The organism is Salinimonas profundi, from assembly GCF_014750655.1.
GTDB classification, from domain to species: domain Bacteria; phylum Pseudomonadota; class Gammaproteobacteria; order Enterobacterales; family Alteromonadaceae; genus Alteromonas; species Alteromonas profundi_A.
This window is the reverse complement of the sequence record NZ_JABBXD010000002.1, coordinates 463,741-480,397: the sequence shown is the minus strand read 5'-3', so window position 1 is coordinate 480,397 and position 16,657 is coordinate 463,741. Positions and strand designations below refer to the sequence as shown.

The window sequence follows — 16,657 nt, the reverse complement described above, 5'->3', positions numbered from 1 at the left end:
TGACATCAAGGAGCTTAAAAGCCACTCATGCTTAAACAACGAATAATTACTGCATTAATACTGGCGCCACTGGCACTCTATGCCATTGTCTATCTTCCTATCTGGGGTTTTCAGATTGCCATCGCGGCAGTGATCGGTCTTGGCGCCTATGAGTGGGCAAATATGTCCGGAATTTGTGCGCGACCTAAAAAAGTGGCGCTGATGCTTGCGGCATTTGTTGTTTGCGTATTGCTTTCCCTGATTGTTGATGAGCAGGAGATATGGCACCAGGGTAAGCTGCACGGTTTGTATCATTTCATTCTGGGAATCGCGGCGCTGTGGTGGGTGGTATCGCTGGCGATGATCATCGCCTATCCCCGATACTCTGCATTCTGGCGAAACAGTCGCAGTATTCGGGTTGCTTTTGGCGCATTGACGCTGATTCCCACTTGGGTAGCAGTCATTAGCCTTCGTACAAGTTTGCATGATGTTGACGAATTTTATGGCTCCTCGTTAATTTTTTACGTTTTGGGTATCGTCTGGGCCGCTGACATTGGTGCATTCTTTGTTGGTGTGAAGTTCGGCCGACACAAGCTCAGACCGAATGTATCGCCGGGCAAAACGCTGGAAGGCCTGTTGGGTGGTGTTACTGCGTCATTCGCCATCATAGCATTTGCTGCATTGCATTATCAGGTAGAGCCTTCCCGTATCTGGTTACATGTGCTTATTGGATGTATTACGGTAAGCGTCTCTGCGCTTGGCGATTTGAATGAAAGCATGCTGAAACGCTGTGCCGGTATTAAGGACAGCGGAAAACTACTCCCCGGTCACGGCGGTGTTTTGGATCGCATTGACAGTCTCACCGCAGCATTTCCGGTTTTCGCATTCTGTTATGTAACCTGGATGGCGTAATGCAAACCTTAACAGTACTTGGTGCTACGGGATCAATAGGGTGTAGCACGCTGGATGTGGTTGCCCGCCATCCTGATAAATACAGAATATTTGCACTCACCGGGAATAGTCAGCTGGAACGCCTATTCAGCCAGGCCAAAGCGTGCTCTGCCCGTTATGTCGTGATTGCTGACGAGAGCCGCTATGTGCGTGCGCAGGAACTGGCCAGAGCAATGGGTGTGCAGTCCGAAATTCTTTGCGGCCCTCAGGCGTTAGAGGATGTCGCCAGCGCCCCTGAGGTTGATGCTGTTATGGCTGCAATCGTAGGCGCCGCAGGTTTACTGCCCACTCTGGCAGCCGTCAAAGCCGGTAAGCGAGTTTTACTGGCAAACAAAGAAGCTCTGGTAATGTCGGGCGCATTATTCATTGATGCCGCAAGACAGTCCAAAGCGACAATCCTGCCCATCGACAGCGAACATAATGCGATTTTTCAATGTCTGCCCCGTGACTTTGAGTATGGCAATCTGGCCCGATCAGGTATCAGCAGCATTTTGCTGACCGGCTCCGGCGGGCCGTTCAGAGAGCGCGCGTTAGACAGCTTTTCATCCATTACGGTCGAAGAGGCCTGCCATCATCCGAACTGGAGCATGGGACGCAAAATTACCGTAGACTCGGCCACCATGATGAATAAGGGCTTGGAGTTTATTGAAGCTTGCTGGCTATTCGGTGCCAGTGCAAAGCAAATCAACGTTGTACTTCACCCGCAAAGTACCATCCATTCGATGGTGCAATACGTTGACGGTTCGGTGATCGCGCAGATGGGGAACCCCGATATGCGAACGCCGATAGCCTATGGCCTGGCCTTTCCTGAACGCATTGATGCCGGCGTTGCGCCGCTGGACTTCATGAAGGCTGGTACATTTACTTTTGATACGCCCTGTCATGCACGCTATCCGAACTTGCAGTTGGCCATTGATGCCTGTGCCGAAGGCCAGGCAGCAACCACACGCCTGAATGCCGCCAATGAAGTTGCTGTTGACGCATTTCTGAATAAGCAGATTGCGTTTACGGATATCGCACGGGTCAATGCGCAGACCCTGAATCAGTTGGAACCAATTACGGTTTCTACACTCCAACAAATTCTCGAGCAGGACAGGCTTGCCCGGGTAACAGCTACAACACTAATCAGAGGTTTACGCTAGTGTTTTCGTTTTTCTGGAGCCTCGGTGCCTTCATCGTTGCGCTCGGTATCTTAGTTGCCGTGCATGAATGGGGACACTTTTTCGTTGCACGTCGTTGTGGTGTCAAAGTGGAGCGTTTTTCCATTGGTTTTGGTAAGCCATTGTGGCGGCGAGTGGATAAGCACGGCACTGAATTTGTGGTCGCTGCGATTCCGCTAGGTGGCTACGTTCGGATGCTTGATGAACGTATTGATACGGTTGCGCCAGGCCAAAAAGATAAAGCCTTTAATAACAAACCGGTACTGCAAAGAATCGCCATTATCGCGGCCGGTCCGGGGGTTAACTTTATTTTTGCCCTGTTCGCGTTGTTTGTTATGTACCTGATTGGATTGCAGACGGTAAAACCTGTCATTGGACAGATTGAACCTGACTCAATAGCCGCGCAGGCGAACCTGCCGGAGCAGGCCGAAATTGTTACTGTGGGCAGTCGCACTACGCCAGACTGGGAGTCGGTTAATTTTGAGCTGGTTTCCTATATTGGTAAGCAGCAGGTGCCGATATCGCTGAAAACGTCGAGCCATGGCACGATTAATACCACGCTGAACACGACTGACTGGAACTTTGACCCTGAAAAGGAGTCTGCATTAGGCAGCTTGGGTATTACGCCTTTCCGGCCCGATGCAACACTGACCCTTGCGGTGGTGGCACCGGACAGTCCGGCAGCGCAAGCCGGATTACAAGTCGGTGATACGTTAACCATGTTTAACGGTGATCCGATTGATGACTGGGCAGCGCTGGTAGAGGCAATCAGCGATAAGCCCGGCGAAAATATTGTCCTTACCGTGAATCGGGATGGACAAGCGCGTACAATTAATGCCACGATCGCCCGCCGTGATACAGAGCAGGGACAATCAGGGTATTTGGGCGTGAGTCCGCAGTTTACTGACTGGCCGGAAGGATATGTGTTCGTTCATCAGTATGGCCCTGTCGAGGCGCTGGTAAAAGCGGGTGACAAAACCTGGCGGTTGATCACATTAAGTCTTTCGATGATTGGAAAGTTACTTACCGGTGATGTATCGCTGAACAATTTAAGCGGACCGATATCCATTGCTCAGGGCGCTGGTGTAAGCGCTGGTTACGGTTTGGTATATTTTCTGAGCTTTTTAGCGTTGATCAGTGTCAACTTAGGCATTATCAACTTGCTTCCTCTTCCAATGCTTGATGGTGGTCATTTAATGTATTTCGCCATCGAATGGGTAACAGGTAAGCCTGTTTCAGAAGTAGCCCAGGAGTGGGGATTCAGAATCGGAGGGGTGATCCTGTTTATGATAATGGGCATTGCCATCTTTAACGATATTAGCCGCATCGCTTGATAAGATGTAGCGCTAAACACGACATAAAACATCGAAGTAACGCGGCGCAGGATAAAAAGAATAGATGAAGTTAAGACAGTTAGTAGCAGCCGGAGCGATTGCCTCCAGTGCTAGCTTAGCCAACGCGGCAACATCAGAACAAACCCAATTCGTCGTTGAAGACATTCGTGTCGAAGGTCTTCAGCGTGTCGCATTGGGTGCGGCGCTGACTTATCTACCCGTGGAAGTCGGCGACAGATTAAATTCATTTCGGGTTTCTCAGGCTATTCGCTCTCTTTATTCATCTACGCACTTTGAAAGTGTTGAAGTGCTTCGTGATGGAAATACACTGGTCATCAAAGTCGCAGAACGTCCGACTATCAGTAATATCATTTTTGAAGGCAATGATGATATTAAAGACGAACAATTGCAGGAAAGTCTGGATGGCAACGGCATCCGTGTCGGTGAGCCCCTCGATCGTACGGTGCTTACCTCTATCGAAAACGGATTGAAGGACTTTTTCTACAGTATCGGTAAATATAACGCAGACGTCTCTGCGATTATCACACCGCTACCCCGCAACCGGGTCGACCTGAAACTGTTGTTCGAAGAAGGCGATGCAGCAGAAATCAGGCAAATCAATATCGTGGGCAATCAGGAGTTTTCCGACTCAGAGTTGATGGAAGATCTTGAACTGCAATTTGATACGCCCTGGTGGGATTTTCTGTCCGAAACCCGTTATCAGCAACAAACGCTGCAGGGTGATATGGAAACGGTGAAAAATCATTATATGGACCGCGGTTACCTGCGCTTCAATATTGATTCCACGCAGGTTTCTATGACGCCGGAAAAAGACGGTATTTATATCGCGCTCAATGTGTCAGAGGGTGAGCAATATACGATCTCCGGCGTAGAGCTGGTGGGCGATTTACTGGGTAATGAAGAGTATATTGAAAAAGTACTGCCGCTGACCAAAGGCGAGCTTTATAACCAGGCCGAAGTTACCTATACCGAAGAGTTTATCGCCAAATTTTTAGGTCGCTTTGGTTATGCTTATCCTGAAGTAACTACGGTTCCTGAGATAAACGATGAAGATAAGACCGTAAAACTGACGTTGTCGGTGGATCCTGGTAAACGTATCTATGTTCGTCGGATTAATTTTAATGGCAACACTGTCACTGCTGATGATGTGTTACGTCAGAATGTTAATCAGATGGAAGGTGCCTGGCTGTCTAACAACTTGCTTGAGTCATCGAAAAGTCAGCTGTCTCGTTTGACGTATATGAAAGAAGTTGAGTTTGAGACGACTCGTATACCAGGCCAGGAAGACAAAGTCGACGTTGACTTTAACGTGGAAGAGCAGCCATCAGGCTCGTTTAATGCTGGTATTGGTTATGGTGACAGAACCAAGCTGAGCCTGCAGGCAGGTATCCAGCAGGACAATTTCCTGGGCACCGGTAAGCGCGTGGGCGTTAATCTGAGCACGGTCTCTTACCAACAGTCTGCACAGATTACGTATAACGACCCCTTCTTTACGATTGATGGGATCAGCCTGGGTGGCTCTATTGGCTACAGCGAATTTGACGGCTCAGACTTTAACGTTATCCAGTATAACTCCAAGCGGTTATCCGTAGGTGCCAACGTAGGTTACCCGATTGATGAGATTAACCGGATTAACTTTGGCATGACGTACTCGAATGTTGAGCTTTACAACACCGGGTACTACGAGCAAACCGAACAGTTTTATAATCAGTTCCGTGGTGGCGATCCTGAAGCGCCTATCAAGTACGACAGCTATCTGGCAAGCGTAAGCTGGAGTCGTAATACGTTGAACCGGGGGCTGTTCCCGACAGCGGGGTCATCACAGCGTGCGACGTTCAGTATCACTACGCCAAACTCTGATGTGAATTACTTCAAAACGGTTTTTGATACGAAGTTTTACTTCCCGCTGTCACGTGATAATAAGTGGTCGGTGCTGGCCAGATTGAGACTGGGTTATGGTAACGGTTATGGTGATATTGATGGTAATGACCAGATTCTGCCATTTACCGAGAACTTCACCGCCGGTGGTGCCGATACATTGCGTGGCTTCGAGAACAATACCGTTGGTCCCCGTGGCGTGCAGTTATTTACCAATGGCCGTCTGATTGGCCCTGATGGCGAAACGTATCCGGGTGATGCGTCGGATGCACAAATTGCTATTTCACCGCGCTCACTGGGCGGAAACGCCATGGCACTTGGTGGTCTTGAGCTCATCGTACCGACCCCCTTTGTTGATGAAGACATGGATAATTCGGTCAGAACCAGTGTGTTCTTCGATGTGGGTAACGTCTGGGATACAGAGTTTGATTACAACAAGTATAAAGATCTGACACAGGCGAATACGCAGAATGCCGGACAGTTAATAGACTATTCAGACTGGAAGCAGTATCGTAGTTCCGCCGGTTTATCTGTACAATGGATTTCACCGATGGGCCCTATGGTATTTAGTTTTTCTAAAGCCATACAAGAACGTGAAGGTGATGACGCCAGGTTCTTCACATTTAATATCGGGCAAACATTCTAATTTTAAAATTGACCTCAGCGTCTTATAAATAATTAAAAAAGGAGTTCCCTTTGAAACAGTTGGCAAAACATTTTGTAGCAACCGCGATGTTAGGTAGTGCGTTGGTTAGCGGTTCGGCCATGGCTGAACAGAAAATCGGCGTTGTAGATGTACAGAGCGTTTTTCAGGCGATGCCTCAGGCAGCTGAAATCTCTAATAACATTCAGATGGAATTTAAAGACCAGATTGAAGAAGTAAACCAGCTTCAAAAAGACGGTCAGTTCTTTGCTGAGCGTTTGCAGCGTGACGCGGCGACAATGAGCGAGCAGGAAAAGAAAGAACTGCAGCAGAAAATTCAGGGTGTTCGCGAACAGTTGGCAGAAAAAGGTCAGCCGCTTCAGCAAAATATCCAGCGCCGTAGCAACGAAGAGCGTAATAAGTTGCTTGGTCTTATCAAGCAGGCAATTGACGGCGTAGCGAAAAAAGAAGGCTATGATCTGGTGCTGACGTCTAATGCAGTTTCGTTCTCTAAAGAACAACATGACATTTCTGAACAGGTACTTAATCAGGTTAAGAAAACCAATTAAGTCACCCGCCTTATGATAGGCAAAGCAATTATCGCTAAATAAAACAGGTCAGACCGATCCGCCATAGGTGTTGGTCTGACTTGTTTTTTGCGTTAAAAAGCGTATGGTTGCCGCCGATTTAAAATTCCAGTTGTCCACCTTCCGGCACCAGCATCACCGACTTTTAATCCATACGAACAATTATTAATCGGTGAGGTAGTAACGTAGCGTGAAACTTGCGAAATCCTATACTTGAGATTCGCCAGTGTATAAGCGACTATAACCCAGATAGGTAGGCTACGACGGCAAACCGTCTGCAATATTCCAACTCGCAGCGGTCAATGGCATAGGAGAGACTTTTGGCCAACTCACTCAACACAATTGATATTCAGGAAATTCTTGAATTACTTCCTCATCGGTATCCGTTTTTGCTCGTGGACAGAGTGACCGACTATGAAATCGGCGAATCCATTAAAGCGTATAAGAATATCACTATGAATGAGCCATGCTTCACCGGACACTTTCCGGGTCGTCCGATATTTCCGGGTGTGCTTATTTTAGAAGCAATGGCACAGGCTGCGGGTGTCCTGGGCTTCAAAACCATGGGCAAATCTGACAAACTTTATCTTTATGCGGGGATCGACTGCGCGCGTTTTAAGCGTCCGGTGGTTCCCGGTGATCGCTTAGACTTTGATGTATGTCTGGTAAAAGAGCGCAGAGGGATTTGGAAGTTTAAGGGCACTGCGAGCGTTGATGGTGAAAATGCCTGTAGTGCAGAATTTATGTGCGCAATCAGAGAGATCGTTTAACGTGATTCATTCTACCGCCGTCATAGCTGACTCTGCGAAAATCGGCAACAACGTCACTATCGGCCCATTTTGTTATGTGGGCGATAATGTAGAACTGGGTGACGACTGCATTTTAGAAAGCCATGTCGTTATAAAAGGTCCGTCCCGAATTGGCAAGGGTAACCGCTTTTTCCAGTTTTGCTCCATCGGAGAAGATTGTCAGGATAAGAAATATGCTGGCGAGCCAACTGAGCTGGTGATCGGTGATAACAATGTGTTTCGGGAAGGAAGCACTGTGCATCGCGGCACAATCCAGGATGAAAGCATCACCATTATCGGTTCCAACAATCTGTTAATGGTTAACGCTCACGTCGCCCATGACTGCGTACTGGGCGACAATGTGATTCTGGCCAATAATGTTTCACTGGCCGGCCATGTGCACATCGGTGACTTTGTTATTTTCGGTGGCGGTGCTGCCATTCATCAGTTTGGCAAGGTGGGTGATCATGCGTTTGTCGGGGCCGGTGCCATTGTGCTGCGCGATGTTCCTCCTTATATCATGGTGAACGGACAAAAAAATGTGCCTGCTGGCATCAATTCTGAAGGTCTCCGTCGTCGCGGGTTCACGTCTGAAGCTGTAATGGCGATAAAACGGGCGTACCGTACACTTTATCGCGCCAACAACACGGTCGATGAAGCGTTAGATATTCTGAAAAATGACGCCGGCACCCACTCAGAACTTAATGTACTGATAAAATTTTTAGAAAGTGCTGAACGCGGAATTATTCGATAAATGGCGTCCCAGAGACCGCTGAGAATAGGTGTTGTTGCTGGTGAGCCGTCCGGCGATGTGCTGGCCGCGGGCATGATTGCCGAACTCAAGCGCCAACACCCGAATGCGGTTATCGAAGGGATAGGCGGTGACAATATGATTGCCGCAGGCTGCGACTCATTATTCGATATGGAAACATTGTCGGTAATGGGGTTAATCGAAGTGGTGGCTCACCTGCCTGCCATCCTTAAAGTGAAAAACGCACTGGTTGCGCACTTTACAAAGCATCCGCCGGATATCTTTGTCGGTGTGGATGCCCCTGATTTTAATCTTCGCGTTGAGGCTGAACTTAAGAAGCTTGGTATTAAAACCGTTCATTATGTTAGTCCGACGATATGGGCGTGGCGTGAGAAGCGAATCCATAAGATTGCCAGGGCAACAAACTGTGTATTAGGTTTGTTTCCCTTCGAGGCAGAGGTCTATCAAAAGTACGGTGTACCGTACCGCTATGTAGGCCACACTTTGGCCGATGCGATTCCCCTGCATCCGGATAAACAGGCGGCACGTGATACGTTATCGCTTTCAAAAGATGATACGGTCATTGCCGTTCTGCCAGGCAGCAGAAACTCTGAGATAAAGTCTCTGCTACCGGTATTTACCGAAACTATGGCTGAAGTTGCACGCCAAAAACCAAATTGCACCTTCGTGATACCCGCTGCAAATAGCTATCGTTATGATGACATCACCGGCTATTTGAGCGAAAACCTGCCAACGACGTTATCATCGTCTCAGGTACAGGTTGTGCGGGGCAATGCCAGAAACGCAATGATCGCCAGTGATGTGATCCTGCTAGCATCAGGTACCGCGACGCTGGAAGCTATGCTGTGTAAAAGTCCGATGGTAGCCGCCTATAAGCTGTCCGGGCTAACCTATAAAATTATGCAATACCTGTATAAAGCGCCATTTTTCACGTTGCCAAACCTTCTGGCAGGTGAAAAAATCATTCCGGAACTGTTGCAGGAGGACGTCAACCCTCACACGCTTAGCGAACAACTGCTGCACTACCTGGAGACTGATAATCAGCCGCTTTTAGACAGGTTTTGTGAATTGCACGAAACACTTAAACAAGACGCGGATAAGCAATCTGCCGCTGCTATACTGGATTTAATTGATGCCTGAACTTATTGCCGGAGTCGATGAGGTGGGTCGTGGCCCCCTGGTAGGCGATGTCGTCACTGCTGCTGTGATTTTAGATCCCTCCTGTTCCATTGAGGGGCTGACCGATTCGAAGAAACTGTCAGCAAAAAAACGCGAACATTATGCCGCACTCATCCGTGAACATGCATTAGCCTGGTCTATCGGCAGGGCAACGCCGCAGGAAATCGATACACTAAATATTCTGCACGCCACAATGCTGGCAATGCATCGGGCTGTAGCAGGTCTGGCGATAAAGCCGGACTTTGTCTATGTAGATGGAAATCGCTTACCAGACTGGCCTTATGCCGCCGAAGCGGTGGTCAAAGGCGATAGTTTGCATCCTCAGATATCAGCCGCGTCCATTCTTGCCAAAGTGGAACGCGATAACGATATGTTGTTGCTGGATAAAGCATATCCGCAGTATGGATTCGCCGGTCACAAAGGCTACCCTACCAAAGCACACTTTGAAGCACTGGCCGAGCACGGCGCGTTATCCTGTCACCGTAAAAGTTTCCGGCCGGTTCAGGCTGTACTCAATCCGTAAAATTTATAAGCAAAAGCAGGTGTTATGACATCGCCCTTTATTCATCTTCGTGTGCACAGTGACTTTTCCATGATGGACGGCCTGAATAAGGTCAAACCTATTCTGGAAAAAGTCTCACAAATGAATATGCCCGCTGTGGCGTTGACCGACCAGATGAACATGTGTGGGTTGGTTAAATTTTATTCCGAATGCCATGGCCGGGGTATCAAGCCTATCATTGGTACCGACTTCTGGGTGACCAACGAGGCCTTCGGCGATACGCCCTTCAGGCTTACCCTGCTGGCAATGAATAATGAAGGTTATAAGAATATCACTATTCTTATTTCCAAAGCTTACCTGCGTGGTCATATATCGCATCGGGCCGTGATAGACCAAAGCTGGCTTGCCGAGCACGCTGAAGGGGTGATCGTCCTCTCAGGGGCACAATTTGGCGATGTTGGCGTAGCGCTCACGAAGAATAATAAGGCCTTGTTAGACGAAGCATTAGCTTTCTATCAGCAGCATTTTAACGAACGCTTTTACCTTGAACTTATTCGCACAGGGCGCCCTGGCGAGGAAGATTATCTGCACCGCGCCGTTGAGCTGGCTGAGCATAAATCCCTGCCTGTGGTCGCTACTAATGAGGTGTGTTTTGTCAGCCGAGAAGGTTTCGATGCCCACGAAATCCGCGTGTCTATTCATGACGGGTATACCCTGGAAGATGTGCGTCGGCCCAAAAACTACAGCGACCAGCAGTATTTGCGCTCAGCAGAAGAAATGGTTGAGCTGTTCAGCGATATTCCCGAGGCGATAGAAAATACGGTTGAGATTGCCAAACGCTGTAACGTCACTGTCCGTCTCAATGAATACTTTCTGCCGCAGTTTCCTACCGGCGGCATGACCACCGAAGACTTTTTGGTAAAAGTCTCGCAGGAAGGCCTGGAAGAGCGCCTGGAATTTTTATTTCCTGATGAAAATGAGAGAGCACAAAAACGACCTGCTTACGATGAACGCCTTGAGATAGAGTTAGGCGTTATCAATCAGATGGGGTTCCCCGGTTACTTCCTGATCGTTATGGAATTCATCCAGTGGAGTAAAGATAACGATATTCCGGTTGGTCCGGGGCGGGGGTCCGGTGCCGGCTCGCTGGTGGCCTATGCGCTGAAAATTACCGATCTTGACCCGCTGGAATTCGATCTGCTTTTCGAGCGATTCCTCAACCCTGAACGGGTCTCCATGCCTGACTTTGACGTCGATTTTTGTATGGACCGGCGCGATGAGGTGATTGACCATGTTGCCGAACTATACGGCAGACAGGCGGTGTCGCAGATTATAACCTTCGGTACCATGGCGGCCAAGGCCGTGGTGCGGGATGTAGGGCGCGTATTGGGCCATCCTTACGGATTTGTTGACAGAATTTCCAAATTGATTCCCTCTGATCCGGGGATGACATTAGGCAAAGCCTTTGACGTCGAGCCGCGCTTGCCAGAGTTGTACGATGAGGACGAGGACGTTAAAGATCTTATCGACATGGCGCGCATTTTAGAGGGTGTCACAAGAAACGCCGGTAAACATGCCGGTGGGGTAGTTATCGCTCCTACTACCATTACTGACTTTGCGCCGCTGTATTGTGATGATGAAGGCAATAACCCGGTTACGCAGTTTGACAAAAATGATGTAGAAACCGCCGGACTGGTTAAATTCGACTTTCTTGGTCTGCGTACTCTGACAATCATTCAATGGGCCATTGATATGATTGAAGAGGGCAAGGGTAAAAAAATCGATATTACATCAATACCTCTTGAAGACACCCGCAGTTTCAGAATGCTGCAAAATGCAGAAACCACCGCGGTATTCCAGCTTGAATCCCGTGGAATGAAAGAGCTTATTAAACGCCTTAAGCCAGATTGCTTTGAAGATATTATCGCATTGGTTGCGCTGTTCAGACCCGGCCCGCTACAGTCCGGGATGGTGGATAACTTTATCGACCGGAAGCACGGTCGCGAGGAAATTTCTTATCCGGATGCGGACTATCAGCATGAATGCCTGAAGGAAATTCTGGAACCCACTTACGGCATTATCCTGTATCAGGAACAGGTAATGCAGATTGCGCAGGAAATGGCGGGTTACTCTCTGGGTGGCGCTGACTTACTTCGTCGTGCGATGGGTAAAAAGAAGCCCGAAGAGATGGAGAAGCAGCGGGCGGTTTTTGCCGAAGGTTCGAAAGAAAATAATATCGATCCTGATCTGGCAATGAAAATCTTCGATTTGGTGGAAAAGTTCGCCGGATATGGATTTAATAAATCGCACTCGGCGGCTTACGCGCTGGTGTCTTATCAGACACTATGGCTTAAAGCACATTTCCCGGCTGAGTTTATGGCTGCGGTGATGTCCGCTGATATGGACAATACCGATAAAATCGTCACCCTGGTTGATGAGTGTCAGCGCATGGGGCTGGAAATCTTACCCCCGGATCTGAACGCCGGCCGGCACAAATTTACCGTGGATGAGCATGGTCGGATAGTCTATGGTATCGGCGCCATTAAAGGCGTAGGTGAAGGCCCGATAGAAGCGATTATAGAGGCCCGCGAAAACCAGGGTAAATTTACTGATCTGTTTGATTTCTGTGCTAAAGTGGATATCAAGCGGGTGAACAAGCGAGTGCTTGAAAAGCTGGTACTGGCTGGTGCTCTGGATAATCTCGGACCGCACCGTGCTGCGCTCATGGCAAGCTTGCCTGAAGCCATTGCTGCCGCCGGACAGCATGCAAAAGCGGAGTCATTTGGTCAGTCTGATATGTTCGGACTGTTAACCACTGAACCTGAAGCGGTGGAGCAGGCATTTGCGGATGTGCCGCAATGGCCCGAAAAAGTGTGGCTTGAAGGGGAAAAAGATACCCTTGGTCTTTACCTGACCGGACACCCTATTAACCAGTATGCGAAAGAAATCAGGCACTATACGGATGGACGGCTGGTCGACTTAAGGCCGACCGGTAAAGAGCAACTGGCCTCAGCGGTGGGTCTGGTGTTAAGTGTCAGGGTATTGACCAATAAGCGCGGTCGGCGTTGGGCAATTGTGACTTTGGACGATAAAAGTGCCAGAATGGATGTTCGCTTTTTCCCGGATATGTACGAACAGTTTGAAAGTATCCTGGAATCTGACAGAATTTTGCTGATAAAAGGACAGGTCAGCTTTGATGATTTCTCCGGGGGCAATACAATCACCGCCCGCGACGCTATGGACATTGTGCAGGCGCGTGAACGAAATGCGCGCGCGCTGGCACTGCAAATTGATTCACAGCAGTGGCAGAATGAAAAGCTGGCTGCGCTGCAAGATATTCTGCAGCAGTTTAATGGTGGCAGTTGTCCGGTCGAGTTGCACGTATTGCATCCGGATGCGGAAGCCGTGCTTGCCTGTGGCGCCCAGTGGTATGTCACTCCGGAAGACCAGCTATTGCACGATTTAAAGCAATGTCTGGGTGAGCAGGCAGTTACCCTCAGTTATCATTAGTCTGACCGGGGTGAGTGGCAGTAAAAATAGGACACAGAATGAATATACAGTTTTTGGAATTCGAACAACCCATAGCCGAACTAGAAGCAAAAATTGAAGAGCTACGGTTGGTCAATCAGGGCGGAGAATTCGATGTCAGCATCGAAGAAGAAATTAACCGTCTGCGTGCCAAAAGCGCCGAGCTGACGAAGAAAATATTTTCTGATTTAGGCGCCTGGCAGATTTCACAGCTTTCACGTCATCCAATGCGCCCGTATACAAAAGATTATCTGGGCCGGGTTTTTACCGATTTTGATGAGCTGGCCGGTGACCGTGCGTTTGCTGATGACAAGGCCATTATTGGCGGGCCGGCCATGCTGGATGACCAGGCGGTCATGCTGATTGGTCATCAGAAAGGGCGTGATACCCACGAAAAAGTCAGACGAAACTTCGGTATGCCAAAGCCAGAAGGCTACCGTAAAGCGCTACGGCTGATGAAAATGGCGGAACGTTTCAATCTGCCCATTATCACGTTAATAGACACTCCCGGAGCTTATCCTGGTGTCGGCGCAGAAGAGCGCGGACAAAGTGAGGCGATTGCCAGAAACCTGATGGAAATGGCAGAACTGCGTGTACCCATTATTTGTACGGTTATCGGTGAAGGTGGTTCTGGCGGGGCACTGGCCATTGGAGTGGGCGATCGCGTCAATATGTTGCAATATTCCACCTATTCAGTGATTTCACCTGAAGGCTGTGCATCTATTCTTTGGAAGAGCGCTGAGAAGGCGCCTCAGGCGGCCGAAGCCATGGGTGTAAGTGCCAAGCAAATCAAAGAGCTGGGTCTGATTAACAGCGTAGTGGATGAGCCGTTAGGTGGTGCACACCGTGACTTCGATGCCATGGGTGCTAACCTGAAAGCAACGTTAAAGCAGCAGCTTAGCCAGTTGCAATCGTTAGATACCAGCGACCTGATGAGTGAGCGCTACGACCGTCTGATGTCATTCGGTTACTGCTAACTAAGGACAATGTAATTGGCGGGTGAGCATAGTGGATTTCAGGACATTCAGTGGTCGCTGAGCCGGCTATTACAAAACGATAACGACCCGCAGCCAGACATCTCCTGTCTGGTTGTCGGGTTTAGCGGTGGGGTAGACTCCACCGTTTTACTTCATGCACTAAGTAATTATTCCTTCGGTATCCCCATCCATGCCGTTTATGTTAATCACGGTCTCAGCGCGTTTGCATCTCAATGGCAAGCGCATTGTCAACGCATTTGCGAATCACTTAACGTCTTGTTTGCTGCACGCACCATCAGTGTCAGCGCGCAAGCCAGACAGAGCCTTGAGGCGGCAGCGCGGGAAGGGCGTTATGACGCGCTTTTAAATTACTGTAAAACGCACCAGGGAGCGCTTGTTCTTGGCCAGCACCAGGATGATCAGGCCGAGACGTTTCTGTTGCAGGCCAAACGCGGTGCAGGGCCCAGGGGCTTAAGCGGAATGCCGTCAAGCGCATACCGGGACGGCATACTTGTGTTGCGGCCCATGCTGCATATTCCCCAGTCTCAGATTACGCAAACTGCTCACCAAGCCGGGCTCTCATGGATTGACGATGAATCCAACGCGGATAACCGCTTTGACCGCAACTTTTTAAGAAACGCTATCATGCCCTCGCTTCGTAAGCGGTGGCCGGGGATTGCCAAAACGCTGTCCCGGAGTGCGGCGTTGTGTGCCCAGCAACAGCAATTGCTTGAAGAAGTGGTTGACGAAAAATTGACAGCGGTATTAGCGGGTGACGCCATCGTTATTTCCTCTCTTCAGCAGCATTCAGTGCAGTGGCAACAGCAGATCATCAGAGCCTGGTTTTCAGCGTCTGCATTGCCAATGCCCGGAGCATCTCAGCTTGAGCAAATCCTCTGTGCGTGTTCAGCCAGAGAAGATGCCCAGCCAGACGTCCACGTGGGAGACCGGCATGTTCGTCGTTTCGCCGGCAAACTTTATCTGGTTCAGCCTCGCTGTGCGCCGGCCCAGGATACGCTGTGTGCTAAGCCTGGTGAAATCATAGATTACACCTGGTCAGCGTCAGGCAGATTTCGGGTAAATCAAGCTGTACAGGTGCGTGCCGGTATGCCATCTGTAACATGCAAAATGACAGAAAGCGGCGTATCCAAGCCGTTAAAAAAATGGATGAAAGAGTGGCAGATTCCCGTGTGGGAACGTCAACATTTGCCGGTACTGTTTGATGCGCAGCGGCCGATAGCGGTCGTTACAGCGACGCAGATATTTTATTTTGCAGAAAAGCCTGATGACTTCAGCGTGACGTTTGTTGACTAGCTAAAAGCGGCAACAGGCTGCCGCCTTTTTGGGTCAGGCGGCAGAGAATGCATTCTTGCCGTTTGCCTTCACTGCATACAGCGCGCCATCAGCGCGGTCGAATAAGCTATTGATATCATCACCGGCACGATAGGTCGCCCCACCAATGCTACAAGACACACCGCGCTCCGTCAGATAAGCATCCTGACCAACTCTGTTTCTGATCCTGCTGGCAACAGAATTTATACATTGCGCTGTCGCGCAGTCCAACAGGCAGCAGAACTCGTCGCCGCCAAATCTGAATGCTTCATCACCGGCGCGCAGCGTATTGCGGATAATGCCCGCTACACGCTCTAACACAGCATCGCCCTCATTATGGCCCATTGTGTCATTAACCGTTTTAAAGTTGTCCAGGTCTATGACGAGCAGCGCGAAGGCATCACCGTAGCGCACTGCGCGGCTAATTAGGCGGATACTGGCTTCATTGAAACCATTACGATTGCTTAAACCGGTAAGCGTATCCTTGGTGGCCATTTTTTTCAGCTGTTCAAAGGCCAGTGCCTGTTTCAGCTGCTGGACGAATATCATATGCATCTGGCCTAGCAGATTACGCTCGCCACGGGTCAAAGTTCGTGTAAAGTAATAAATGCAGGCGTGATCCGCGCGTTCATCGCAGGTATTTCCAATACACAGGCTGATTTTTACAGGGCGTGTTTCTAAAGGCATTTGCTCGCCTACACTTAATGAAGGCGAAATGCTACTAAGTTCGAACTTGCGCACGGGCAAATGGTGACGGGTTTGGTGGAAATACACAGAGCAAAGGCTGCGTGTTTCCAGTGTGGATAAGATTTTATTTACAAATGTGTGTAACTGCGAGCTGTCCAGCTCCGCTGGCGATGCGCATAGCGGATAGGATGTCTCGACAGTGCTGTCATAACCGTTGCTGATAAAATCCATGGTGAGCGCCTTTAACCTGTGCCACGTAAACACGGCAATTTCTGGAATGCGCGAATCGTCAAAAATTTGCCGAATACGCATTTAGTACTAGTTTTTGTTTTGACTAAG

General features: G+C 49.3%; 13 protein-coding genes. 12 read left to right on the top strand and 1 reads right to left on the bottom strand.

Annotation, left to right across the window (positions count from 1 at the left end):
- The first annotated feature begins 27 nt into the window (after positions 1–27).
- The 12 genes from HHX48_RS06585 (at position 28) to tilS (ending at position 15,613) form a co-directional block, all read left to right on the top strand.
- Positions 28–891 carry a phosphatidate cytidylyltransferase gene (locus HHX48_RS06585; RefSeq protein WP_191023392.1) on the top strand — a complete coding sequence of 288 codons (864 nt, stop codon included), beginning with the start codon at positions 28–30 and terminating at the stop codon, positions 889–891.
- Positions 891–2,072, top strand: coding sequence for a 1-deoxy-D-xylulose-5-phosphate reductoisomerase (gene ispC / locus HHX48_RS06580; RefSeq protein ID WP_191023390.1), 1,182 nt, complete (start codon positions 891–893; stop codon positions 2,070–2,072). Before HHX48_RS06585 ends, ispC begins: the two co-directional genes overlap by 1 nt.
- The gene (rseP, locus tag HHX48_RS06575; protein WP_191023388.1) at positions 2,072–3,424 is read left to right on the top strand and encodes a sigma E protease regulator RseP; all 1,353 of its coding nucleotides are present in this window, start codon (positions 2,072–2,074) and stop codon (positions 3,422–3,424) included. The genes ispC and rseP overlap by 1 nt, the downstream gene beginning before the upstream one ends.
- Before the next feature lie 64 nt (positions 3,425–3,488).
- Positions 3,489–5,969: an outer membrane protein assembly factor BamA gene (gene bamA, locus HHX48_RS06570; RefSeq protein WP_191023386.1), complete on the top strand. Its 2,481-nt coding sequence runs from the start codon at positions 3,489–3,491 to the stop codon at positions 5,967–5,969.
- A 50-nt stretch (positions 5,970–6,019) separates the two neighbouring features.
- Positions 6,020–6,535, top strand: coding sequence for an OmpH family outer membrane protein (locus HHX48_RS06565; RefSeq protein ID WP_191023384.1), 516 nt, complete (start codon positions 6,020–6,022; stop codon positions 6,533–6,535).
- Between the two features lie 338 nt (positions 6,536–6,873).
- Positions 6,874–7,323: a 3-hydroxyacyl-ACP dehydratase FabZ gene (gene fabZ / locus HHX48_RS06560; RefSeq protein WP_139757052.1), complete on the top strand. Its 450-nt coding sequence runs from the start codon at positions 6,874–6,876 to the stop codon at positions 7,321–7,323.
- A 1-nt stretch (position 7,324) separates the two neighbouring features.
- Entirely contained in the window at positions 7,325–8,095 is a 771-nt protein-coding gene (gene lpxA, locus HHX48_RS06555) for an acyl-ACP--UDP-N-acetylglucosamine O-acyltransferase (RefSeq protein WP_191023382.1), read from the top strand.
- The gene (gene lpxB / locus HHX48_RS06550; protein ID WP_191023380.1) at positions 8,096–9,253 is read left to right on the top strand and encodes a lipid-A-disaccharide synthase; all 1,158 of its coding nucleotides are present in this window, start codon (positions 8,096–8,098) and stop codon (positions 9,251–9,253) included.
- Complete coding sequence (gene rnhB / locus HHX48_RS06545; RefSeq protein WP_191023378.1) at positions 9,246–9,815, top strand: ribonuclease HII; 570 nt, start codon at positions 9,246–9,248, stop codon at positions 9,813–9,815. Before lpxB ends, rnhB begins: the two co-directional genes overlap by 8 nt.
- A gap of 24 nt (positions 9,816–9,839) precedes the next feature.
- Entirely contained in the window at positions 9,840–13,304 is a 3,465-nt protein-coding gene (gene dnaE / locus HHX48_RS06540) for a DNA polymerase III subunit alpha (protein ID WP_191023376.1), read from the top strand.
- A gap of 38 nt (positions 13,305–13,342) precedes the next feature.
- Complete coding sequence (gene accA / locus HHX48_RS06535) at positions 13,343–14,299, top strand: acetyl-CoA carboxylase carboxyl transferase subunit alpha (RefSeq protein WP_191023374.1); 957 nt, start codon at positions 13,343–13,345, stop codon at positions 14,297–14,299.
- A 15-nt stretch (positions 14,300–14,314) separates the two neighbouring features.
- The gene (gene tilS / locus HHX48_RS06530) at positions 14,315–15,613 is read left to right on the top strand and encodes a tRNA lysidine(34) synthetase TilS (protein WP_191023372.1); all 1,299 of its coding nucleotides are present in this window, start codon (positions 14,315–14,317) and stop codon (positions 15,611–15,613) included.
- Positions 15,614–15,646: 33 nt separating this feature from the next.
- On the opposite strand, the gene HHX48_RS06525 is transcribed toward tilS, so the two are convergent.
- Positions 15,647–16,549 (bottom strand): GGDEF domain-containing protein, encoded by a 903-nt coding sequence (locus HHX48_RS06525; protein ID WP_191023370.1) that lies wholly within the window; start codon positions 16,547–16,549, stop codon positions 15,647–15,649.
- Between the last annotated feature and the right edge of the window lie 108 nt (positions 16,550–16,657).